The 21,067-nt window shown below is 59.2% G+C and carries 19 protein-coding genes and 1 other RNA gene; 12 read left to right on the top strand and 8 right to left on the bottom strand.

Features of this window, described 5'->3' with window-relative positions; all coding sequences use genetic code 11:
* Positions 1 to 10: 10 nt before the first annotated feature.
* Entirely contained in the window at positions 11 to 1,534 is a 1,524-nt protein-coding gene (gene ilvA / locus AAFH99_RS00400) for a threonine ammonia-lyase, biosynthetic (protein WP_406828349.1), read from the top strand.
* A gap of 331 nt (positions 1,535 to 1,865) precedes the next feature.
* Entirely contained in the window at positions 1,866 to 2,012 is a 147-nt protein-coding gene (locus AAFH99_RS00395; protein WP_197023877.1) for a hypothetical protein, read from the top strand.
* Between the two features lie 114 nt (positions 2,013 to 2,126).
* Here AAFH99_RS00395 and AAFH99_RS00390 read toward each other — a convergent pair whose 3' ends face one another.
* From AAFH99_RS00390 to AAFH99_RS00375, 4 genes are all read right to left on the bottom strand, one after another.
* Entirely contained in the window at positions 2,127 to 2,738 is a 612-nt protein-coding gene (locus tag AAFH99_RS00390; protein WP_406828348.1) for a 5-formyltetrahydrofolate cyclo-ligase, read from the bottom strand.
* A 70-nt stretch (positions 2,739 to 2,808) separates the two neighbouring features.
* A non-coding RNA gene (gene ssrS / locus AAFH99_RS00385) (6S RNA) lies at positions 2,809 to 2,988 on the bottom strand.
* 171 nt (positions 2,989 to 3,159) lie between these two features.
* Positions 3,160 to 3,468, bottom strand: a complete 309-nt coding sequence (locus AAFH99_RS00380) for a cell division protein ZapA (protein ID WP_043319491.1) — start codon at positions 3,466 to 3,468, stop codon at positions 3,160 to 3,162.
* Positions 3,465 to 3,671 (bottom strand): TIGR02449 family protein, encoded by a 207-nt coding sequence (locus AAFH99_RS00375; protein ID WP_043319490.1) that lies wholly within the window; start codon positions 3,669 to 3,671, stop codon positions 3,465 to 3,467. Before AAFH99_RS00375 ends, AAFH99_RS00380 begins: the two co-directional genes overlap by 4 nt.
* Positions 3,672 to 3,977: 306 nt before the next feature.
* Between AAFH99_RS00375 and AAFH99_RS00370 the strand changes: the two genes are divergently transcribed.
* The 7 genes from AAFH99_RS00370 (at position 3,978) to AAFH99_RS00340 (ending at position 11,984) form a co-directional block, all read left to right on the top strand.
* On the top strand, positions 3,978 to 4,565 hold the full coding sequence (locus AAFH99_RS00370) for a UPF0149 family protein (RefSeq protein WP_406828347.1): 588 nt from the start codon (positions 3,978 to 3,980) through the stop codon (positions 4,563 to 4,565).
* 32 nt (positions 4,566 to 4,597) lie between these two features.
* Positions 4,598 to 5,932 carry a Xaa-Pro aminopeptidase gene (gene pepP, locus AAFH99_RS00365; protein WP_406828346.1) on the top strand — a complete coding sequence of 445 codons (1,335 nt, stop codon included), beginning with the start codon at positions 4,598 to 4,600 and terminating at the stop codon, positions 5,930 to 5,932.
* Entirely contained in the window at positions 5,929 to 7,182 is a 1,254-nt protein-coding gene (locus AAFH99_RS00360) for an FAD-dependent monooxygenase (protein ID WP_406828345.1), read from the top strand. The genes pepP and AAFH99_RS00360 overlap by 4 nt, the downstream gene beginning before the upstream one ends.
* Positions 7,183 to 7,278: 96 nt before the next feature.
* Complete coding sequence (locus AAFH99_RS00355; protein ID WP_043319484.1) at positions 7,279 to 8,514, top strand: UbiH/UbiF/VisC/COQ6 family ubiquinone biosynthesis hydroxylase; 1,236 nt, start codon at positions 7,279 to 7,281, stop codon at positions 8,512 to 8,514.
* Positions 8,515 to 8,617: 103 nt separating this feature from the next.
* Positions 8,618 to 9,679, top strand: coding sequence for a rhomboid family intramembrane serine protease (locus AAFH99_RS00350; protein ID WP_406828344.1), 1,062 nt, complete (start codon positions 8,618 to 8,620; stop codon positions 9,677 to 9,679).
* Between the two features lie 6 nt (positions 9,680 to 9,685).
* Positions 9,686 to 10,897: a hemolysin family protein gene (locus AAFH99_RS00345; protein WP_043319480.1), complete on the top strand. Its 1,212-nt coding sequence runs from the start codon at positions 9,686 to 9,688 to the stop codon at positions 10,895 to 10,897.
* Between the two features lie 520 nt (positions 10,898 to 11,417).
* On the top strand, positions 11,418 to 11,984 hold the full coding sequence (locus AAFH99_RS00340) for a CBS domain-containing protein (RefSeq protein ID WP_051687201.1): 567 nt from the start codon (positions 11,418 to 11,420) through the stop codon (positions 11,982 to 11,984).
* A gap of 232 nt (positions 11,985 to 12,216) precedes the next feature.
* Here the strand turns inward: AAFH99_RS00340 and AAFH99_RS00335 are convergent, their stop codons facing one another.
* Together AAFH99_RS00335 and AAFH99_RS00330 are read right to left on the bottom strand one after the other, a co-directional pair.
* On the bottom strand, positions 12,217 to 12,918 hold the full coding sequence (locus tag AAFH99_RS00335; protein WP_081848075.1) for a 2OG-Fe(II) oxygenase: 702 nt from the start codon (positions 12,916 to 12,918) through the stop codon (positions 12,217 to 12,219).
* 140 nt (positions 12,919 to 13,058) lie between these two features.
* Complete coding sequence (locus tag AAFH99_RS00330; RefSeq protein ID WP_406828343.1) at positions 13,059 to 14,888, bottom strand: SLC13 family permease; 1,830 nt, start codon at positions 14,886 to 14,888, stop codon at positions 13,059 to 13,061.
* A gap of 289 nt (positions 14,889 to 15,177) precedes the next feature.
* On the opposite strand from AAFH99_RS00330, the gene gcvT reads away from it, so the two are divergent.
* Both gcvT and gcvH read left to right on the top strand, forming a co-directional pair.
* Complete coding sequence (gcvT, locus tag AAFH99_RS00325) at positions 15,178 to 16,266, top strand: glycine cleavage system aminomethyltransferase GcvT (RefSeq protein ID WP_406828342.1); 1,089 nt, start codon at positions 15,178 to 15,180, stop codon at positions 16,264 to 16,266.
* Positions 16,267 to 16,344: 78 nt separating this feature from the next.
* Positions 16,345 to 16,731 carry a glycine cleavage system protein GcvH gene (gcvH, locus tag AAFH99_RS00320; RefSeq protein ID WP_043319474.1) on the top strand — a complete coding sequence of 129 codons (387 nt, stop codon included), beginning with the start codon at positions 16,345 to 16,347 and terminating at the stop codon, positions 16,729 to 16,731.
* Positions 16,732 to 16,951: 220 nt separating this feature from the next.
* Here the strand turns inward: gcvH and ptsP are convergent, their stop codons facing one another.
* On the bottom strand, positions 16,952 to 19,231 hold the full coding sequence (gene ptsP / locus AAFH99_RS00315) for a phosphoenolpyruvate--protein phosphotransferase (RefSeq protein WP_406828341.1): 2,280 nt from the start codon (positions 19,229 to 19,231) through the stop codon (positions 16,952 to 16,954).
* A gap of 105 nt (positions 19,232 to 19,336) precedes the next feature.
* Positions 19,337 to 19,840, bottom strand: coding sequence for an RNA pyrophosphohydrolase (gene rppH / locus AAFH99_RS00310; RefSeq protein WP_043320442.1), 504 nt, complete (start codon positions 19,838 to 19,840; stop codon positions 19,337 to 19,339).
* Positions 19,841 to 20,284: 444 nt separating this feature from the next.
* Between rppH and AAFH99_RS00305 the strand changes: the two genes are divergently transcribed.
* Complete coding sequence (locus tag AAFH99_RS00305; protein WP_043319467.1) at positions 20,285 to 20,977, top strand: HAD family phosphatase; 693 nt, start codon at positions 20,285 to 20,287, stop codon at positions 20,975 to 20,977.
* Positions 20,978 to 21,067: the final 90 nt, after the last annotated feature.

Here is a 21,067-nt window from a genome sequence, read left to right as displayed (position 1 = left end):
GATTTCTGCCATGCCCAAGTCCTATATCAAGCGCATTTTAGACGCGCGCATTTACGATGTCGCCATCGAAACCCCGCTGGAGCCCATGCGTCAGCTCTCTCACCGTCTTGGCAACCGTATTCTGCTGAAGCGCGAAGACCTGCAACCAGTGTTCTCCTTCAAGATTCGTGGCGCTTACAACAAACTCCTGCAGCTTCCTCCCGAGCAGCGCGCCAAGGGCGTGATTGCAGCCTCTGCGGGCAACCATGCTCAGGGGTTGGCGCTGGGCGCGCAACAGCTCGGTGTACGCGCCACCATCGTGATGCCTTCCACCACGCCGGCGATCAAGGTGAATGCGGTGCGTATGCGCGGTGCGGAAGTGGTCCTGCACGGAGACACCTTCGATGAAGCCGCGGCACTGGCGAAACAGCTGGTGGAGGAGCGCGGTCTGGTGTTTATCCACCCCTACGACGATCCCGATGTGATCGCCGGCCAGGGCACCGTGGCGATGGAGCTGTTGCGCCAGCAGCCGGGCAATCTGGATGCGGTGTTCATCCCCGTGGGTGGCGGTGGCCTCGCCGCGGGTATGGCTGCCTATATCAAGTACGTGCGCCCCGAGATCAAGGTGTATGCGGTGGAGCCGGAAGACGCGGCCTGCCTGAAGCTCGCCATGGATCAGGGCAACCGCGACGGGCGTCTGCCCCAGGTCGGCCTGTTTGCCGACGGTGTGGCGGTGGCGCAGATTGGCGAGGAAACCTACCGGGTGCTGCGGGAGACCATCGACGGGGTGATCACGGTCACCACCGATGAGATCTGCGCGGCGATCAAGGACATTTTTGAAGATACCCGCTCCATTGCCGAGCCTGCCGGAGCCGTCGGTCTCGCGGGCCTGAAGAAATACGCAGAGCAGAGCGGCGAACAGAATCAGGCACTGGCGACAGTGTGCAGTGGCGCCAACACCAACTTTGACCGCCTGCGCTATATCAGCGAGCGCACCGAAATCGGTGAGAAGCGAGAAGCCGTGCTGGCGGTGACCATCCCTGAAAAAGCGGGCAGTTACCTGCAGTTCTGCCGGGATCTGGGTGACCGCTCCATTACCGAGTTCAACTATCGCTACGCCAATTCTGGCGAGGCGCATATTTTCGTCGGTATGCAGGTCACCACTGATGCGGACCGCACGCAGTTGGTGCACCAGTTGGAGAGTGGCGGCTACCGGGTTACCGACCTTACCGACAATGAAATGGCCAAGTTGCATATTCGCCACCTGGTGGGTGGCCGCGCCCCTGGTGTGGATAACGAGGTGGTGTACCGCTTCGAGTTCCCGGAGCGCCCTGGCGCCCTGCGTAATTTTCTCGAGCAGCTGGCTGGGCGCTGGAACATCACTCTGTTCCATTACCGCAATCACGGGGCGGCTTATGGCCGCGTTTTGGTGGGGCTGGAGGTGGCCGATGACGAGCGCGCGGAGCTCGATGGGTTACTCGACAAACTGCACTATCCCTTCTGGGATGAGACGGAGAATCCAGCATATCGTTTTTTCCTGGCGCAGAAGGACTGAGTGGGATGGTGAAATGTGCGCCTGTCGCCAGTTTTTGCGACGGGTAGATCACTGAACTGGCTCTGTCGAACTTGCAATCTGTAATTTGTGAGGGATCTCTCAAAAAAAAGCGCTTGACGGGTTACTATTTGGCCACTGATCGAGTATCTTTTGAGCGGTAATTGGCCCCTACTGGTCAGTTTCGGACAGTGAAATCAACGGTGCGATTTTTTGTGCCCTTGAGGAACTTTCCGGATGGTAATGGTCCAATTCACCACTGGTGGCGCAGATCACCAGGCGCGACAAGAAGATACCGAAAACAACAAGAATTCAGATCTACAGGATGGTCCCCATGAAACCCGATGCATTGACACTCGCAGTAGTTGTCTTTGTTGCGGGCGTACTGCTGAGCAGCAGTGGCTTGACCGAGGTGTTCTCTTCCGACCAGGAAGAGGCTGACGTCCCGGCGGCCCTTCAGCAGGGAGTTGTCACTCGCTGACCGCTCCGCCCGTAGGCCTTATGCCAAACAAAAAAGCCGACCCCTGGAAACAGGGGCCGGCTTTTTTGTATCTGCTTGTTGGTCGCATGAAGGGTTGGTTGGGCCGCGGGCTGCTCAGCGACAGCGGTAAAGACGCTGATCCGTCGCCACCAGGGCCAGCGGTATATCCCAGCTCTCTGCCGGTAACTTCGGCACGCACTGCAGTTGATGTGCCACGCCGACCAGTTGCGGACCGCTGCCCGGGCGCAGGTGTTTGAAGGCAAAGGTGCGGTCGTAGTAGCCCGCACCCATTCCCAGCCGTGCCCCGCTCGGGTCGAAGGCCACCAGCGGCACCAGCACCATATCCAGCTTCTGTGGCGCGCGAACGGCGCCGCCCCCGATCACCGGTTCGGGAATTCCATAGCGGTTACGGTAGCGCAGAAGGGCTCCGGGCCAATGGATAAAGGTCATGGTGGTGCGCCCGGGGCGCGGTAGTGCCGGCAGGTAGAAATGTTTGCCGGGAAAGCGGGCCAACAGGGGGCGCGGGTCGATTTCGCCATCCATTGGCCAGTAGATGCCGATATGGCGTGCCCGCTGCATTTCGGGGCTGCGTGCCAAACGCTGGCAGAGCCGGCGGCTGGCCCTTCGCTGCTGATTGGTGGTCAGCCCCCGGCGAGCGGCGCGGATCTGTTTGCGCAATTGTGTTTTGGCGGGCAGAGCAGATAGCAATGTGGCGGAGTCTGACATGGGCGCGCTGCAATCACCGGCGGCTGATGCTCCATGCGGAAAGCCCGACTCCGCCGGTATGACAAGAATTAGGAGCCCCGAAGATGCGGCTGAAGACATAGCCTTGAACCGTAAGGCTCAAGGTGGGGGTTCCCGGAATGCATAAGGCTTTCCGCTACATGGCGGACTTGCACACCAACATCCGCTGGGAACCTCCAGGGTAGAATTATCGGCTCAGGACATAGTCAACTGGCCAACACTTCAGGGCGAGTAAGCAGTATACCTCTTGGCACCCATCTTGGCTAAACGCACTTTCGCGCCAAAAGGGTCTTTTTTGCAATCGTCAAGGGCAATAGGGAGGTGTAAGCGAAAGGAGTTCAAGTGATTCGAACCGCTGCGAACGGCATCGAAGGCAACAACCGTAATTGGTTATTTATGCCGTTCAGAGGTTGTCGAATTTGCTCAGTGCCGCTTGAACTTTTTCGTGCAGGCGGTCGAGCATCTGCTCTTCAACCGGTTGGCGCGCCAACCCGGCTTTGGCCTGGATCAGTTCATGGGCAATATTCAGTGCCGCCATCACGGCAATACGCTCAGCGCCGATGACGGTACCGCCATTGCGGATTTTTGCCATGCGTTCATTAAGCAGTTTCGCCGACGCCTGCAGGCCGGCCTGCTCGTCTTCGGAGCAGGCTACCCGGTACTCTTTATCGAGTATCGTGACCGCGACGGACTGGTTCGGTTTACTGCTCATGCGTTTTCTTGGCTCAGGCCCTTCAGGCGATTGATCATGGTTTCAACGCGTGTGCGGGCAATTTCATTATTTTTTATCAGCCGTTGGCGCTCCTGCTGCCACTGGCCTTCCTGCTCGCGCAGGGCGCGGTTGTCGGCTGCCAGCTGTTGATACTGTTGGATCAGAGTATCCAGCTTGAGTTCTAACGCCTGTATCTTGTCCATAATTCCTGCGTATTCGGTGCACCGCCCGCTCCGTTAACCTGACAGAAACCTGACAGAGGTTCCCTAGCCGGGGGATTCCGCTACTATATTGCCGGTGAAATTTAGGGTCAATTACCTACTATTACGGTTTGTGCGTACTCAAGTTCGCGCTGGCCGTTGCCTAGCCAATATTTCACCAGTTTGGTGAAATATTCACACATTCGGTTGCTCTTGTCGGATTATCCCGTGAGACTAGCGCGAATTCTTGGCGGCCGTTCAAATTTTCGGCATATCGTCTGCCGTATCGTCTATGCATTTGGAGTATTTATGTCCGCTGGATCCGCAAAGTCCGTAACTAAGATCTCGTTTGATGATCTGGCAAACCAGATCGTCGCCGCCGGCGGCAGAATCGGTCCCAGTGAATTGCACGGATTTATTTGCGGTGTACTGGCGGCGGGCGCGCGCCCGGATAAGTCCCGTTGGCAGAAAGAGGCAGCGGAATTTCTCGATCTCGACGGGGTGCCCGCTGATCTGAACAGTAACGTGCAGACACTGGTAGAAAAAAGCCTGGCGGACTTCACCGATAAAGAGTTTTCTTTTCAGCCCCTGCTCAGTGACAGCGATGCGCTGGCCGAACGCGGCCAGACTCTGTGTCTCTGGTGCGAAGGTTTCCTGCACGGTTTCGGTGTCGGCAAGTACGCGGGTGAACTACTGCCCACGAGCAGTGAAGCGCTGAAAGATATGGCGGAAATTGCCCAGCTGGATGCAGAGGGAATGGAGAATGATGTTGAGCAGGAGCGCCAGTTGTTTGAGGTGCAGGAGTATGTGCGTATGGGGGCACTGAATATATTTGTGGAGTGCAACGGCGCTCCTGCCGCGGGCGGCGATTCTTCCTCCGGACCCACACTGCACTGATGTATCTCTGACCCTGGCGCTACTGCTCACCAATGAATATTTCTAAAGCCGAATACGCGCGTCGCCGCCAGCGCCTGCTGGATGCCATGCCGGAAAACAGTGTGGCCATTGTGCCGTCTGCCCGCGAACAGCTGCGTTCCCGGGATACCTATTTTCCATTTCGCCAGGACAGCGACTTTCTCTACCTGAGCGGTTTCGACGAACCGGAGTCTCTGCTGGTGCTGGCCCCGGGACGCGAGCAGGGAGAAACACTGCTGTTTTGTCGTGAGCGCGATGAGGAAAAAGAAATGTGGGATGGCCCGCGGCTGGGGCCGGAGCGGGCTGCGGCACATTGCGGCCTGAGCGATGCATTCCCCATTGGTGACCTCGACGATATCCTCCCGGGCCTGCTGGAAGGGAAAGATTTCATCTGTTTCACCATGGGGCGTTTTCCACAGTTGGATCGGCGCCTGCAGTCGTATCTACAGGCCATTGAGTGCGCCCCTGGGAGCAGTGGAGCACCGCAGATGCGGACGCTCGATCCGCTGTTACACGATTTACGTCTGTACAAGAGTGCGGCGGAGGTCCGCCTGATGGCGCGGGCTGCGGAAATCAGCGCGCAGGGGCATTGCCGTGCGATGCAGGTATGTCGCCCGGGCATGTTTGAGTATGAGCTGGAAGCGGAGTTACTGTATACCTTTACCAGTGCCGGCGCGCGACAGCCCGCCTATCCGAGTATCGTCGGCAGTGGGGGCAACGCACTGGTGATGCACTACATCGCCAATAATGCGCAACTGAAAAGCGGTGATCTGGTGCTGATTGATGCGGGCTGTGAGTTCCGCGGCTATGCCGCCGATATTACCCGTACGATTCCCGTCAATGGTCGCTTCAGTGGTGCGCAAAAAGCGGTGTATGAAATTGTGCTCGCCAGTCAGCTGGCGGCAATCGCCCAGTGTCTGCCGGGCAATGACTGGGATCAGCCTCACCTCGCCAGCGTGGAGATTATTGTGCAGGGGCTGAAAGATCTTGGTCTGCTCCAGGGGGAGGTTTCCGGCCTGATCGAATCGGGCGCCTATCGGCAATTCTATATGCATCGGGTCGGCCACTGGCTGGGGATGGATGTACACGATGTTGGCGACTATAAAGTGCATGGACAGTGGCGCCAGCTGGAAGCGGGTATGACCATGACAGTGGAGCCGGGAATCTATATTGCTGCAGATGCGCCCTCGGTGCCGGAAAAATTCCGCGGTATCGGTATTCGAATCGAGGACGACGTGGCCCTGACCAAAGATGGCAACAGGGTATTGTCTGCGGCAGCGCCGAAAACCATTGCCGATATCGAACATCTCATGAGCGCCGGAGATCTTGTACAGGAGGCTCTGCTGTGACGGAATCCATTCAGGATACGGATATCGCGATTGTTGGCGGCGGCATGGCCGGCGCCAGTCTCGCATTGCTGCTGGCCCATCATTGTCCCCAGCTGAACGTTGCCCTGCTAGAGCGTCAGTCCGTTTCCGCGGTGGAAACACCGCTCACTCTGCCGAGTTTTGATACCCGTGCCACCGCCATTGCAGCGGGCAGCCTGAGTATTTTTTCGCAACTGGGGCTGTGGCCGGCACTGCAGGAATTTGCCGAGCCGATCCGCCAGGTACAGGTGTCGGATCGTGGGCACAGCCTTGGTGCCAGTCTCGATGCGCGTCGGGAAAAAGCCGCGAGCTTCGACGGAATGCTCGGGGCCGTGATCGAGAATGCGGTCCTTGGACCCCTGCTGTATCGGGCACTGGAAAAGACTTCGGTGCAGCTACTGGATAACGCGCAGGTAACGGATGTGGAGATGCTGTCATCGGGCGCAAAATTGCATATTCAGCGCGCCGATAACATATCGTCCCTGCAAACCCGCCTGCTGGTGATTGCCGATGGTGCCGGCTCTGCATTGTGCAACCGGCTCGGCATCTTGACGTCAAAGGTGGATTATCAGCAGCAGGCGCTGGTAACGACCGTGGGCCTGCAACGGGATCATCGCGGCATCGCTTTCGAGCGCTTTACCGATACTGGGCCGATGGCGCTGCTGCCGCTGCCCAAACGGCACGGGGTGCATCGTGCTGCACTGGTGTGGACCTGTGAGGAAAGCGCGCAACCATCCCTGGCAGATTTGCCGGAGAGAGATTTTATCCGGCACCTGCAGCAGACCTTTGGCTGGCGCGCCGGTCGAATTATTCGCGCCGGTAAAGTCCATAGCTATCCGCTCACCCTGTCACTGGCCCGGGAACAGGTGCGCCGCGGTGTAGTGCTGGTTGGCAACAGCGCCCATTTCCTGCATCCCGTCGCCGGGCAGGGTTTTAATCTGACACTGCGGGACTGCGATGGTCTGGCCCGTACCATTGGTCGGACAGTGGCGGAGAAAGGACCGGATTTCGTCCGTACCGGTCCCGGCGAGCTAGACTTACTGGAGGCCTATTGGCGCGAACGTCAACATGACCAGCAGCTCACTATTGGCTTCAGTGACAAGATTCCGCCGCTGTTTGCCTCCCGCAACCTGTTGACCAGTGGGTTGCGTCAATTGGGGCTGCTGGGGCTGGCGCTGACGCCGGCCACGCGGACGGCATTTGCCCGCCAGGCGGCAGGAATTACTGCTTAGGCGCGCCGCACACTATAAAGGTTCGGATTCCAGGTACGACCGATGCAGCGGTCACTCGATACCTTCACAACTCTTCATTCCGGAGATTTTCTGCCTATGAACAGACAGCGAATGGACGTAACCATCGTCGGTGGTGGCATGGTGGGTATGGCGCAGGCCGCTTTGATGGCGGTGCGTTATCCACAGTTGCGGATTTCGCTGTTGGAAGCATCGTCGGTGGAACCACCGGTGCGGCCCGATACCTACGACGCCCGGGTTGTGGCCCTCACCGAGGCTTCGCGCGACCTGCTGGAGGAGACGGGCGCCTGGTCGCTGATTGCCGGCAAGCGCGAGTGCCCCTATACGCAGATGCGGGTGTGGGACGCCGAGGGCACCGGCTCGGTGTACTTTGATTGCCGCGATGTGAAGTTACCCAACCTGGGGCACATTGTGGAGAACAACGTGATTCTCCAGGCGCTGCGTCAGCGCATTGATGCGCTTCCCAATGTGGACATGGTCACCGGATTCAAGCTGGAAAGCTGGTGGCGCGACTGCGGTCTCTGGCATTTGCAGTCACGGGATCCGAACCGTGAGCAGGTAGAAGGGCTGGAGGAACAGGCTCCAGTGCTTACCACCCGATTGCTGGTGGGTGCCGATGGTGTGCGCTCGCGGGTACGAGATCTGCTGCGCATTCGCACGCGGGATGTCGAGTACCAGCAGACCGCACTGGTATGCGTGGCGCGGTGTGAAAAATCGCATCAGAACACCGCCTGGCAGCGCTTCCTGGATAGCGGACCGCTGGCGTTTCTGCCGCTGTCTGGGCTGGGTGATGATCGTCACTGTGCGGTGGTGTGGTCCGCCGATGACAGCCTTGCCCGTGAATTGGTGATGCTGGATGACAAGGCATTCGCGCTGAACCTGGAAAAGGCGTTTGAAAGCCGTCTCGGCGGTATTGAATCGGTGGGCGAACGTTTTTCCTTTGCCCTGCGTGCCCGTCACGCGGAGTCCTATTACGGCCCCGGTGCGGTACTGGTGGGGGATGCGGCTCACAGCATCCACCCCCTCGCAGGCCAGGGGGTCAACCTGGGCATGATGGACGCCCGGGTACTGGCGGAGGAGGTTGGACGGGCGCTCGAGCGCAATATTTCTCCGGCACACGCGTCAGTACTGTCCCGTTACCAGCGCCGCCGTCGCGGTGAAAATGCGTCCACCCTGAAGGCAATGAGCACCTTCAAGTCGCTGTTTGGCGCGGGTGACCTGCACTGGCGCTGGCTGCGCAATACGGGGCTGAGTATGGTGGATGCGAGTCCAATGTTGAAAAAACGCATCATCATGCGGGCCATGTCTGTGTGAATGAATCACGGATGATGAATCTCGAAAACGCGGCGCACCAGCCGCGTTTTTTGTTAGAGTCTGCCACTGATTTTCATGTGTATTCACCGAGTAGGGGCGCCGTTTGAGTAACTGGATAACTGTCTGCGATTTCCCGCTGGGCAAAGATCTGTCGCCATTGGCGGAATTTATTCGCCGCCATCAATTACCCCTGCGTATCACCGAGGAAAATAACACCCAGGTGGTAGCGAGCCTCGCACCGCAGCTGGTGGATCCCATGCGCCAGTTGCTGACACGCTGGCAGGAAGGCGGAGTTGATCTGGCAGAGGTGACTGTGCACGTACATGACCCTGGCGCGGAGTACCCGCAGGCGGGGGCGGCGGTGGATTCACAGGCGGGTACCGAAACGGTTGATGACGGGGGGCGGCAGGCGGCTGAAGTAGATACTGCACCTGGCACTGAAGAGCGCACCGGCGCGACAGATCCGGTGCAGCGACCCCCTGTGAGTGTGATTCCCCAGTGGCCACTGCAGCAGACCCCGGTGTCGCTGCTATTGATTGCGCTGTGTTTTATCGGCTGGTTTATGCTGCGCCAGGGCTGGGGGGAACCGTTACTTATTTTTCCGCAGCCGAGTGGCGATCTGGAATTGCCCGGCAGCACCCTGGGATTGCATCTGGCGCAGGGTGAGTACTGGCGGCTCTGGTCCCCCGCGATGGTGCATTTTTCAATTCCCCATGCACTGTTCAACAGTCTGGGAATCTGGATTGTCGGCCGCTCACTGGAAGCGCGAGCCGGGTCCCTGTGGTTTGCTTTACTGGTGCTGGTCAGTGCCCCCGCGGCCAACCTCGCACAGTATTATTCCTCTCCACAGAGCCTGTTTGGTGGTATGTCTGGTGTGGTATATGCACTGATCGGCTGTGCATTGGTGGTTCAGCGCTTCCAGCCCCAGTGGCGTGATGTGCCCGGCGCACTGCTCTGGTTATCGGTGGTGTGGCTGCTGGTGTGCATGCTTGGCGTGGTGGATTATTTCATTCCCGGGGGTATTGCCAACGCCGCCCATGTGGGTGGTTTTGTAGCGGGGCTTGCACTGGGACTGGTGTTCTGTCTGGCCGGTGGTAGCCGATACTTTGCGCCGCCGTCAAAAAAAAACGATGATGCGACTCACCATCGCCGGCAACCTTTCTGACAGACAATGCTATTACTGATTATCTACGTCCTCGTCGCTCTGGGATTTTCTTTTCTGTGTTCCATCGCAGAGTCGGTCATCCTGAGTGTCACCCGCCCTTATATTCAGCTGCTGGAGCGGGAAGGGCATGCCTCCGGGAAACTGTTGAGTGAGCTGAAAGCAGACATCAACGCCCCGCTGGCTGCCATTCTGACACTTAATACCGTCGCTCATACAGTCGGTGCCGCTGGTGCCGGGGCGCAGGCGGCTGCGGTGTTCGGCAATCAGTATCTCGGGATCGCGTCTGCGATTCTCACCCTGCTGATTCTGGTATTTTCCGAGATCATTCCCAAGACCCTGGGCGCGGTCTACTGGCGTCAGCTGGCACCGATCACCGCGTTTACCCTGCGTTACCTAGTGATGGTACTAAAGCCCTTCGTATGGTTGTCGGAATGGCTCACCCGCGGTCTCGCACACGGCACCACGCTGACAGGTTTCAGCCGCGAGGAGTTTGCGGTGATGGCGGAAATTGGCGAGGCGGAGGGCCAGCTGGAGAGTCGCGAATCCAGTATTCTGCACAACCTGTTCTTCACCCTGCGCGATCACACGGTTCGTGAGGTGATGACGCCACGCACCGTGGTGTTCTCCCTGTCTCAGGACATGACCGTCGCCGAAGCCTATGAGCAAGTGGAGAAGAGTCGCTTTTCCCGTATTCCGGTATACGAGCAGGACGATCCCGACCTGGTGGTGGGCTTTGTGCTCAAGCAGGATTTACTACAGGCCTACGCACGGGGTGATCTTGAAGACACTCTGCGTAACCTGCGTCGCGATCTATTGATGCTGCCGGAGACCGCGCCCATTTATCAGGTTTTTCAAAAGATGCTGTCCCGTCGCGTGCAGATCAGTGCCGTTGTCGATGAGTACGGCAGTCTGGAGGGGTTGGTGGCGCTGGAGGATATTCTCGAAACCCTACTGGGTGAAGAAATCGTCGATGAAGCGGATAAAACCCCGGATCGCCAGCAGGTAGCCAAACGCCTGTGGCGGATCCGCGCCAAGCGCCATGGCCTGCGCGTGGATGAGGCTGCTCAGGAAGTGCAGGAAGACGATTGGCCACAGGAAAAACTCGAGCAGCAGGTGAAGTCCGAGGTTAACCAACTGAAGCAGCAGGTGTCACAAGCCGAAGGCTCTACCGCGAAGGATAGCGACACGGATGCGGTGTCAAAAAAACGAAAAAAATAAACCGTTCGTCGCAACTCCCCTTGAATAACAACCTGACAGGGCGCATAACGAGATTGAGAAAAACGTTAAGCCCATCTAGAGATCTGTAGCGTGCGTTTCGGAATTCTGCTGATACTGATGCAATCCTTGCTACTCTGCGCCGAAGGCCGCGCAGAGCCGGCGGGAGTACAGCTGGATTCCGCCGATAAGGTTGTCCGTGTCCTGTTGCAACGAGATGGTGAACCGCCACAGATTGAGAAAGATTCGGCTGCGGTTGCGCCTCAGGCCACCTTCGACACCGAGGGTCCGCTCGTCGCGCCTGCGAAAATTTTTGCATCCCCCATCTTGTCAGCAGCTCCTGCTGCACACACCATCCGCGGGCCACCCGTCCGGTAGTAATTTTCTTTTTATCCAATAAATCACTGGTGTTGGCCGCGCTTTTGTTGCGTTCAATACCTCACGCATTATCGGGCTACGAGCGCGCATTCTATTGTCCGCCCCGACAGCGGCAGCGTGCGCCCGAAAAAAGAGAAGTACTACTATGAAAAAACTGGATTTGGCTCCCCTGCAAGACCTGGACAAACTGGTATTCCCGGAAGAGTTTCACGAACTGAGCCTGGACTCGCCGGCACTGAAATTTGTCACCGATTTCAAAAAGCACCACCCCGCGGTACTCACCGCTTCCGTCTCTGCTCTGGACGCAGCCCAGGTCCTGCGCACCGGCCATCTCGCCTGGGTACTGGTGATGGATCATCGCGGAGATTTTATCGGGCTGCTCACCGCCGAAGACGTCTCTTATCAGAGAGTCATGCAGCGGGTGGCGGCAGGACAGGTGCGCGGCGACCTGACCGTGGGCGATTTAATGCAGCGCCGGAACCAGTTGCAGCAAATGAAACTCGGCCAGTTACGGGGTGCAAAAATTCGCGATGTACTGCTTGCCATGCGCCAGAGTGGACAGCGTCACTGCCTGGTTGTGGATACCGACAACCACCACGTGCGCGGTGTGATCAGTGCGGAAGATGTGAGCGCGCGCCTGCATCTCGATTTCCCCATTGATCGCCCGGCGAATATGGCGGCTATGGTGCGGGAAGTGGCGGCGGTGCATTAATTTCACGAAAGCTGCCGAGAAGGCCCTGATGCCGGGACAACCTTCTGAGACGTTGATTCGGGCTAAGGCCCTCACCCTGCGGGCGCCTTCGGCGTCCAAAACTTCGTTTTGTCCGCGAGAGGGACCTCGCAGAAGAGCCCCCATGGATGGGTTGAGGGGGGGCGCCTAGCTCGTGTCTCAGAAGGTTGTCCCGGCAGCAGGGCCGCCACATAAATAGATCGAGCCTCAGAGCTCAGCGGGCCGGATCAATATTCTCTCCAAGGCTGTTGTTCACCCGGAACCAGCCGGTAACGCTGTAGCGGGGGCGGTGGCTGGTGAGGACTTCGTGGGGGAATTCCTCGGAAAGGAAAATCACCATCTGGCCAAAACGCGGGGCCACCTTCTCGATCACCTCATCACTGTCAGGCGCATAGATCTGCAGCTCACCGCCATCCTGCGGCTGCCAGTTCGGCGTCAGGTAGAGCACCGTACTCACTACCCGGTTGGTGCTGCCCTTGAACGCATCCAGGTGCTTCTTGTAGAAACTCCCGCGATCGTAGCGCGCGTAGTGACATTCGTAATCGAACAGCCCCAGAAACAGCCGCTGGTTCAGTCCCAGTCGCAATGTTTCCGCCCAGCTCAGATACGCTGCCACCGCTGGATTCGAACGGTCCAGCCAGAAAATCTCATCGCTCCGTACAAACTGGTTCAGCTGGTGCTCCTGTTCCCGACCAATGCCCGCGGACTGAAAGCGTGTGCGGTCAATGGAGCGGAAATGCCGCAACATGGAGCCCAAAAGAGAGGGTGGCAGCGGAGCCGGCAGCACAATATAGCCGGTCTCACGCAGAGCGGACGCAATGCGGTCCAGTGGATCGTCGCCATCGGGGCCACGGCGCCGTTCGCGCTCGGTATCAGCCTGCGGGAGTAGCTCCGCAGTGGAAAATGCAGCGTTCAAACAGATCGGTTCCGCAAAAGCTGCGCAGGAAGGGGAGTTGGCATGGTGCCAGGCACAGCGGGTTGAACAGGGCGGACTTTATAACCCCGCCCGCACCACCGCGCCACAAATATTTGTGCCTGGATCGACCGCTCTGAAGATCAGCCCAATACCAGGTTCCAGTTGGTCAGCAATACCGTGATGGTCACGGCACCGACCAGTAGGTTCATGGGGATACCCACCTTCAGGTAATCGGAAAAACGGTAGCCACCAGGGCCGTATACCATCAGGTTGGTCTGGTACCCGAGTGGCGTGGCAAAGCTGGCAGATGCTGCCATCATCACTGCAAACATAAACGGCTCCGGGTTTAGCCCGGCGCTGGCAGTAATCTGCAGAACAATCGGCACCATGATGATGGCCGCCGCGTTGTTGGTCACCATCTCGGTGAGCAGAGAAACGCACAGGTATACCAGAATCAGCATCAACCAGGGGTGGCCGGAAGACAGAGAGATGACGCCTTCTGCCAACATCGCCGCCACGCCGGTTTTCTGCAGGGCAACGCCAAGGGCGAAGGAGGCAGCGATGGTGATCAGCACCGGAAGGTCGAGGCTTTTCTGTGCCTGGTTCACCGAGCAACAACGGGCTACCAGCATGGCGCCGGCGCCCATCAGCGAAGCATTCAGCATACTGACCACACCGGAAGCTGCTGCCAGCACGATGGCGATCAGGATCAGCCAGGCGGTGAGGCCTTTTTCATGGCGCGGGCTTTCCGCCTCCAGATCATTGATCAGCAGAAAGTCCTTGCTGTAGCGCTGGCGCAACACGAAACCGGGGCGCGCCTCCAGCAGTAATGTGTCACCGGCTTTCAGTTTCGTGCTGCCCAGATTGCCGGAAACACGTTCCCCCTGACGCGCCACCGCCAATACCGCGGCGCCGTAACGCTTGCGGAACTGGGCATCGCGGATGGTGCTGCCGATCACCTCGCAGTGCGGCGAAACCACCACCTCCACCAGACTGCGCTCCTCAAAGCCGCCCTTGAGCGCGGCTTCCTCGTGGTCGTGATCCGAGGGCACAATGCCGCGCATACGCAGCAGGTCGGAAATGGCTTCGGTGTCGCCGGCAAACACCAGACGATCGCCGCCGCGCAGCTTTTCTTCCGAACGCACCGGCGTAATCACCCGGTTGTCCCGATCAATTTCCACCAGATACACCCGACGCAGCCCCCGTAGCCCGGCGTCTTCCACGGTCTGGCCCACTAGCGGCCCTTTGTTGTCCACCGCCACTTCCAGAGTGAACTCCCGCAAATTGCCAAACGGCTGTATTTCGCGGCGATCCGGCAGCCAGCGCGGGAAAAAGATCAGCATGAATGCTATGCCAACCAGTGCCGCGGGCAGGCCCACGGCGGCAATTGAGAACAGAGAGAAGCCCTCATTGCCGGTGATCGACTGGTACTGGCCGTTGACCACCAGATTGGTACTGGTACCAATAAGCGTGAGGGTGCCACCGAGAATGGCGCCGTAGCTGAGCGGAATCATCAGCTTGGAGGGGGGCACATCGATTCGCTTGGCCCAGGCGTTCAGGGCGGGAATCATGGTGGCCACCACCGGCGTGTTGTTGAGGTAGCCGGACAGGGCCACCACCGGCGCGAATACCCGCATCATGGCGGAGCGGGTGGTTTTGGGGCGCCCCAGCAGGTGTTTCACCATCATGTCGATCCCACCGGAGGCGTGGATGCCGGTGGCCACCACGAACATGGCGGCGACGGTAATCAGGCCGCTGTTGCTGAAACCGGACAGGGCCTCCTCGGGTGACAGAATACCGGTAACGCTCAGCAGGGTGAGCGCCGCCATCATCACCAGATACGCGTGGACGCGGGTAAAGATCAGTGTGGCCAGTACGGCGAAGACAAGAAAGAGTGAAAACCAGCCAGACCAATCCATAGCGGTGTATTTATTGAGTAGGTAACGGGTGAGAAGGCCTGAGAGGCCCATTTGACGGTTAAAGCTACTGTAAACCCCTTAGCGCCAAAAGTTCTTTTTTCGCATATTTATATAGCGAGCGCGTGATAACCCGCCCAGACAAGGTCCGGCCACAGGCGCGCGGAAAGCGGGCGGCGGCTGACATTGCGCTCCATAAGTCATGGCAAAGCATATTTTTCACTGCGGCTGCTAGTCTTTGCAGAGTATCGGCATCTGGTAAGCCCGGTAACACGGCCGTTAGAATACGCGGCTTTCAGGCAAATGCTCGACAGACAATAACCGACACGGGATTCAGCTCAGAATGGGAAACAAAACCGCGCTTTATGATGCCCACGTCGCCATGGGCGGCAAGATGGTGGACTTTGGTGGCTGGGATATGCCGCTGCACTACGGCTCACAGCTGGAAGAGCACCACAAGGTGCGCAAGTCCGCGGGCATGTTTGACGTTTCTCACATGACCGTGGTGGATGTCGATGGCGAAGGTGCTCGGGATTATCTGCGCATCCTGCTGGCCAATGACGTGGCCAAGCTGGATGGTAATGCGGGTAAGGCGCTGTATACCGGCATGCTGAATGAGAGTGGGGGCGTGGTGGACGACCTGATCGTGTATTTACGCGATCCCGGCTACCGGGTTGTGGTGAACTGCGCTACTCGCGAGAAGGATCTGGCGTGGATGAGCGAGCAGGCCAAGGCTTTTGACGTAACCCTGACCGAACGCCCGCATCTGGCGATGGTGGCGATTCAGGGCCCGGAGGCCATCGCTAAGGTAAAGGAAGTACTGGGTATCGACTGGACGGCGGCGATCGACGGTCTCAAGGTGTTCAACAGTGTGGCCCGTGGCGACTGGTTTGTGGCGCGCACCGGTTACACCGGTGAGGACGGTCTGGAAATCATGCTGAACAATGAAGATGCACCAGGCTTTTGGCACGCGCTGGCGGACGCTGGTGTGGCGCCCTGTGGTCTCGGCGCGCGGGATACCCTGCGGCTGGAAGCGGGTATGAACCTGTACGGCCATGAAATGGACGATGACACTTCCCCACTGCAGGCCAATATGGCCTGGACCATTGCCTGGGAACCGGCAGATCGTAAATTCATCGGTCGCGAGGCGCTGGAGCAGGAAAAAGCCGCCGGTGTGGAAAACAAGCTGGTGGGCCTGGTACTGGAGGAGCGCGGTGTTCTGCGTGCGGGCCAGCAGGTTGTGGTGGACGGCAGTGATCGCCGCGGTATCATCACCAGCGGCACTTTCTCTCCGACATTGGGCTTTTCCGTTGCGATGGCCCGGGTGCCGGTGAATGTAGGTGATTCTGCGCAGGTGGAGATCCGCAACAAGCTGATCCCGGTGCGGGTGGTTAAACCGAGTTTTGTGCGCAACGGCAAGTCGCTGGTGTGAGCACGGGGTTGGGCTTTTGGCCTGACAAATGGATAGACTGTTTACAGTATTTTTTGAGCTTATCTGAGGGAAGAACCCATGAGCGAGATTCGCAGCGAACTGAAATACGCTTCCAGCCACGAGTGGGCGCGCCTGGAAGAAGATGGCACTGTTACCGTAGGCATCAGCGATCACGCCCAGGATGCGCTGGGTGATGTGGTTTACGTTGAAACTCCGGAAGTGGGCCAGACGGTGTCTGCCGGTGAAGAGGCGGGTGTGGTTGAGTCGGTGAAGGCGGCGAGCGATATCTATGCGCCAATTTCCGGTGAGGTGATTGCGATCAACGAAGCACTGGAAGACGAGCCGGAAACCGTGAACTCCAGCCCGTACGACGACGGTTGGTTCTTCAAGATCAAGCCGAGCGACGAGAGCGAGCTGGAGAAGCTGCTGGACGCGGACGCGTACAAGGCAGAGAACGACGACTGATCACAGTCTTCGACTCCGCAAACAAAAACGCCGGGCAATTGCCCGGCGTTTTTCGTTCTGAACTGGTTTAGTGGCGGCGCGGCTACCGTGTATAGCCTTGCGAGACACGCCGTGAACCCATCCATGGGGGCTCTTCCGCGAGGTCCCTCTCGCGGAAGGTCTCGCAAGGCTATACACGGTATCCACACCTGCGCATTTCGCATTGTGCCAATCTACTGAATTACGAATCTGAACTCGCTTCCGCCTTCTGCGGCTGCACCAACCCGCCAATCCCCAGATCCTGCAAATACCCGTGCAGTTTTTCTTCAATCTGCTCCGGACTTTCCATGGTCAGTATCTGTTGTAGCAAGCGGTCCAGGTCGGATTTGTTGACTTCCCGCAGGGCCGCTTTCACCCGCGGCAGGTTGGTGGCGTTCATGGAGAGGACGTCGTAGCCCATGGCCACCAGTAGCAGTGCGCCGCCCGGGTCTCCCGCCAGTTCACCACAAATACCCACCTTGGTGCTGGTCTCGTGACAGGCGGTGACTACCTGCAGCAGTGCCTGCAGTACCGAGGGGTGGAAGCTGTGGTAGATACTGGCCACGCGGCTGTTGTTGCGGTCGACGGCGAGCAGGTACTGGGTGAGGTCGTTGCTGCCCACGGACATGAAGTCGACGCGCTTGGCCAGTTCGCGGGCCTGGTACACCGCGGAGGGGACTTCGATCATGATGCCCAGCGGCGGGCGTTTGATGGCGTAGCCTTCGTCGATCAGTTCGTCGTAGGCGCGGTTGACCAGTTTGCGCGCGGCTTCCACTTCGCTGACGCCGGTGATCATCGGCAGCATGATGCGCAGGTTGTCGAGCCCGAGGCTCGCTTTCATCATGGCGCGCACTTGTCCCAAAAAAATTTCGGGGTGGTCGAGGGTGACACGGATGCCGCGCCAGCCGAGGAAGGGGTTGGTTTCCTCGATGGGGAAGTAGGTAAGGGCTTTGTCGCCGCCGATATCCAGGGTGCGCATGGTCACCGGGCGCGGGGCGAAGGCCTGTAACTGTTCACGGTAAATCTCCCGCTGCTCCTCTTCCGAGGGGAAGCGGTCGCGCAGCAGGAAGGGGACTTCGGTGCGATAGAGGCCGACACCTTCGGCGCCGCGCTCCAGGGAGCGCACGACATCAGCCATCAGGCCGGTGTTGACCCACAGACGCACCCGGTGGCCGTCGGCGGTTTCCCCGGGCAGCTTGGCGAGGTGGTCGAGGTTGCGCGCCAGTTCGCGCTCTTCGGCGACAATGGCTTCATAGTGGCGGCGGAGCTCGGGGCCCGGTTGCAGGTGCAGGTCGCCGCGGTAACCGTCGACGATCATGTCGACCCCATCGACCTGCTCCCAGGGCAGTTCCTGTGCGCCCATTACCGCGGGCACACCCATGGCGCGGGCGAGGATGGCGACGTGGCTGTTGGACGAGCCCTTTACCGAGACCAGGCCTGCGAGCTTTTCCCGCGGCACGTCGGCAAGTACCGATGCGGTCAGCTCCTCGCCAATAAGGATGGTGTTGGCGGGGTAATCCCGCTGGCTCTGTTCCTGCTGGCGCAGGTGCATCAGAACCCGCGCACCCAGGTCGCGCACATCGGCGGCGCGATCGCGGAAGTAGGAGTCGGACATGGCTTCGAAACGGCGCACATGTTCCAGCATGACCTCGGCCCAGGCGCGGCTGGCGGTGAGCTTCTGGCGGATGCGCTCGCACACCTCGACGGCGATGGAGCTGTCGTCGAGCATGCTGATATAGGCGTCGAAGAGGGCGCGCTCTTCTTTGTTCAGGTCGTTCTTGAGGCGCTCGCCCACTTCGCGGATTTCGCTGCGCGCTGCGGCCAGGGCCTGCTGGAACAGGGCCAGTTCCGCATCCACATCCATCGAACAGGCGAAGGGCACTGTGGCGAGGTTGGCTGGCGGCGCGACGATATGTGCACGGCCGATGGCAATGCCCGGGGAGGCGGCGAGACCGCTGAACTTGGCTTCATTGCGCTGCTGCCCCATGGTGGCCAGGGCGCCGGTGGCTTCGGCGTGGGCGATGACCCCGGCAAGCTGGGCCGACAGGGTGACCAGAAAGGCTTCTTCACCCTCGTCGAAACGGCGGCGCTCGGCCTGCTGTACCACGAGTACACCCAGGACATTGCGGTGGTGGATGATGGGGGTGCCGAGAAACGCGGAAAACCGTTCCTCCCCAGTGGCGGGAAAGTACTGGTACGCGGGGTGGGCCTCGGCGTGTTCCAGGTTGATCGGCTCTTCGCGGGTGGCCACATTGCCCACCAGGCCTTCCCCGGGGGCCATATGTACCTGGCCCACGGAGTCCTGGTTGAGGCCCTCGGTGGCCATCAATACATAATTGCCGGAGTGCTTGTCGCGCAGATATACCGAGCAGACCTTGGTCTGCATAACGTCGCGCACCCGCCGGACAATGATATCCAGCGCCGAGGGCAGGTCCCGTGCGGTGTTAACTTCCTGAACAATACTGCGCAGTGATCCGAGCAAAATGGCTTTCCTCGCCGAAATCCGTGCCGGCCCGATGCCGGCGTCGTCGCTGCTGGGCGCGTTCCCGGGCGGGCCTGGCGTTCATCGCGGCACCGCCTGTGCGGGTTACTGGTCGCGTTTCAGCCAGCGTCTCTCCAATTGTATTTGCGTGGGCGCCAGCTCTGTAAGGGCGCGCCGGTAAACCTCCCGCTTGAAGGTCACCACTTTGGTCAGAGGGTGCCAGTAACTCACCCACCGCCAGTGATCAAATTCCGGTTTGTAACCGTTATTGAAACTGATGTTGCTTTCCTCGGCATTCAGCTGTAACAGAAACCATTTCTGCTTCTGGCCGATGCACAGAGGCTCCGAGCGGCGTCGCACCAGTCGGTGCGGCAGCCGGTAGCGCAGCCAGCCGCGGGTGCTGCCGAGCAGGGTCACCTGACTTCTGGTCAGCCCTACTTCTTCGTAGAGTTCCCGGTACAACGCCTGCTCCGGGGATTCGCCGGGGTTGATGCCCCCCTGCGGGAATTGCCACGCGTCCTTTCCGCCTACCCGGCGCGCCCAGAGAGCCTGGCCGCGCTCATTCAGAACAATGATACCGACGTTGGGACGGAAGCCCTCGCTGTCGATGTTGCTGTCGTTGCCCGAAGTTGTACCAGAGGTTTCCGCCGCGGCCTTGCGTTGGGGTTTACCGCCGTTGGGGCGGTCATTGCGCGCGGAAGATCTGGCGGGTCTGCGGCGGTGCTTTCGCCCGGCGGGTGTCTGCTTGCCGTCGCCCAAAATACCGTCCTCAATTTTGCCGGTGCGCAAATCGTCGAGGGGGAGTAACCCCAGCGCACCATAATGTCCTGCATTGTTCCACAGGGACTGGTTTACGGCAATTCAGTGAGGTGGTCGATGTAACGTATTGGCCAGCAAGGTAAAATCTCACGCCCTGAAAAAGGGACAGCAACCAACGGAAGTGGTACCTCCGTCCGCACCCGGGTGTGAGCGGGTCTGAATTCGGCGCAAAAAATTTCCCGGCAGGGCAACCTGTGCGCCACCGGTGCCCTATAGTCAACTAAGGAGATTTCTGTGCAGCTGGCGATTTTTGACCTGGACAACACGCTGATTGGTGGCGATAGCGACCACGCCTGGGGTGAATTCCTGGTAGCGCGTGATTGTGTGGATGGGGAGCGGTTCCGCAGCGAGAACGACCGCTTCTATCGGGACTACCAGCAGGGTTCCCTGGATATTTTTGCGTACCTCTCGTTCGCGCTGGAGCCGCTGGCCCAGTTATCCCGTGGCCAGCTGCAGAATTTGCAGCAGGAATTCATGCGGGAAGTGATCGGGGAAATCTGGCTGCCGCACGCGGAAACCCTGATCCAGAAGCACCGCGACGCCGGCCACCACATCATGATCATTACCGCCACCAACCGCTTTGTGGTGGAGCCGATCGTTGCACGCCTGGGGGTGGATACCCTGTTGGCGACGGAGCCGGAAGAGGTTGACGGCAAGTTCACCGGCCAGGTAGCGGGTGAGCCCTGCTTCCAGGAGGGCAAGGTGGTGCGTTTGCGCCAATGGCTCGAGGCGCACCCCCAGTACGCCGAGGGCGAAAAGTGGTTCTACAGTGACTCCATTAACGATCTGGCGTTATTGCAGCAGGTCGAGTATCCCATTGCGGTGGATCCGGATAACCGTCTGCGCGCGGAGGCGCAGGCTCGCGGGTGGAAAGTGATCAGCCTGCGTGGCGATGTGGAAGATTTTGCCAGCGCGCTGGAATGGTAGGCCGGGGCCGGCTATTCCGGACGTTACTTTAAATTGCAGTGTAAACACAGGGTCTTAGGGTTTGTTTGAACAGCGAAAAAACGCAGTATC

Source organism: Microbulbifer sp. ARAS458-1, from assembly GCF_045348205.1.
In the GTDB taxonomy this organism is placed as follows: domain Bacteria; phylum Pseudomonadota; class Gammaproteobacteria; order Pseudomonadales; family Cellvibrionaceae; genus Microbulbifer.
This window is presented reverse-complemented; position numbering and strand designations above follow the sequence as displayed.

Excerpts from the sequence above, each read along its gene's own strand:
- ilvA (WP_406828349.1), top strand. The coding sequence starts at position 11 with ATGCCCAAGTCCTATATCAAGCGCATTTTAGACGCGCGCATTTACGAT.
- AAFH99_RS00395 (WP_197023877.1), top strand. The coding sequence starts at position 1,866 with ATGAAACCCGATGCATTGACACTCGCAGTAGTTGTCTTTGTTGCGGGC.
- AAFH99_RS00390 (WP_406828348.1), bottom strand. The coding sequence starts at position 2,738 with ATGTCAGACTCCGCCACATTGCTATCTGCTCTGCCCGCCAAAACACAA.
- AAFH99_RS00380 (WP_043319491.1), bottom strand. The coding sequence starts at position 3,468 with ATGAGCAGTAAACCGAACCAGTCCGTCGCGGTCACGATACTCGATAAA.
- AAFH99_RS00375 (WP_043319490.1), bottom strand. The coding sequence starts at position 3,671 with ATGGACAAGATACAGGCGTTAGAACTCAAGCTGGATACTCTGATCCAA.
- AAFH99_RS00370 (WP_406828347.1), top strand. The coding sequence starts at position 3,978 with ATGTCCGCTGGATCCGCAAAGTCCGTAACTAAGATCTCGTTTGATGAT.
- pepP (WP_406828346.1), top strand. The coding sequence starts at position 4,598 with ATGAATATTTCTAAAGCCGAATACGCGCGTCGCCGCCAGCGCCTGCTG.
- AAFH99_RS00355 (WP_043319484.1), top strand. The coding sequence starts at position 7,279 with ATGAACAGACAGCGAATGGACGTAACCATCGTCGGTGGTGGCATGGTG.
- AAFH99_RS00345 (WP_043319480.1), top strand. The coding sequence starts at position 9,686 with ATGCTATTACTGATTATCTACGTCCTCGTCGCTCTGGGATTTTCTTTT.
- AAFH99_RS00340 (WP_051687201.1), top strand. The coding sequence starts at position 11,418 with ATGAAAAAACTGGATTTGGCTCCCCTGCAAGACCTGGACAAACTGGTA.
- AAFH99_RS00330 (WP_406828343.1), bottom strand. The coding sequence starts at position 14,888 with ATGGGCCTCTCAGGCCTTCTCACCCGTTACCTACTCAATAAATACACC.
- gcvT (WP_406828342.1), top strand. The coding sequence starts at position 15,178 with ATGGGAAACAAAACCGCGCTTTATGATGCCCACGTCGCCATGGGCGGC.
- gcvH (WP_043319474.1), top strand. The coding sequence starts at position 16,345 with ATGAGCGAGATTCGCAGCGAACTGAAATACGCTTCCAGCCACGAGTGG.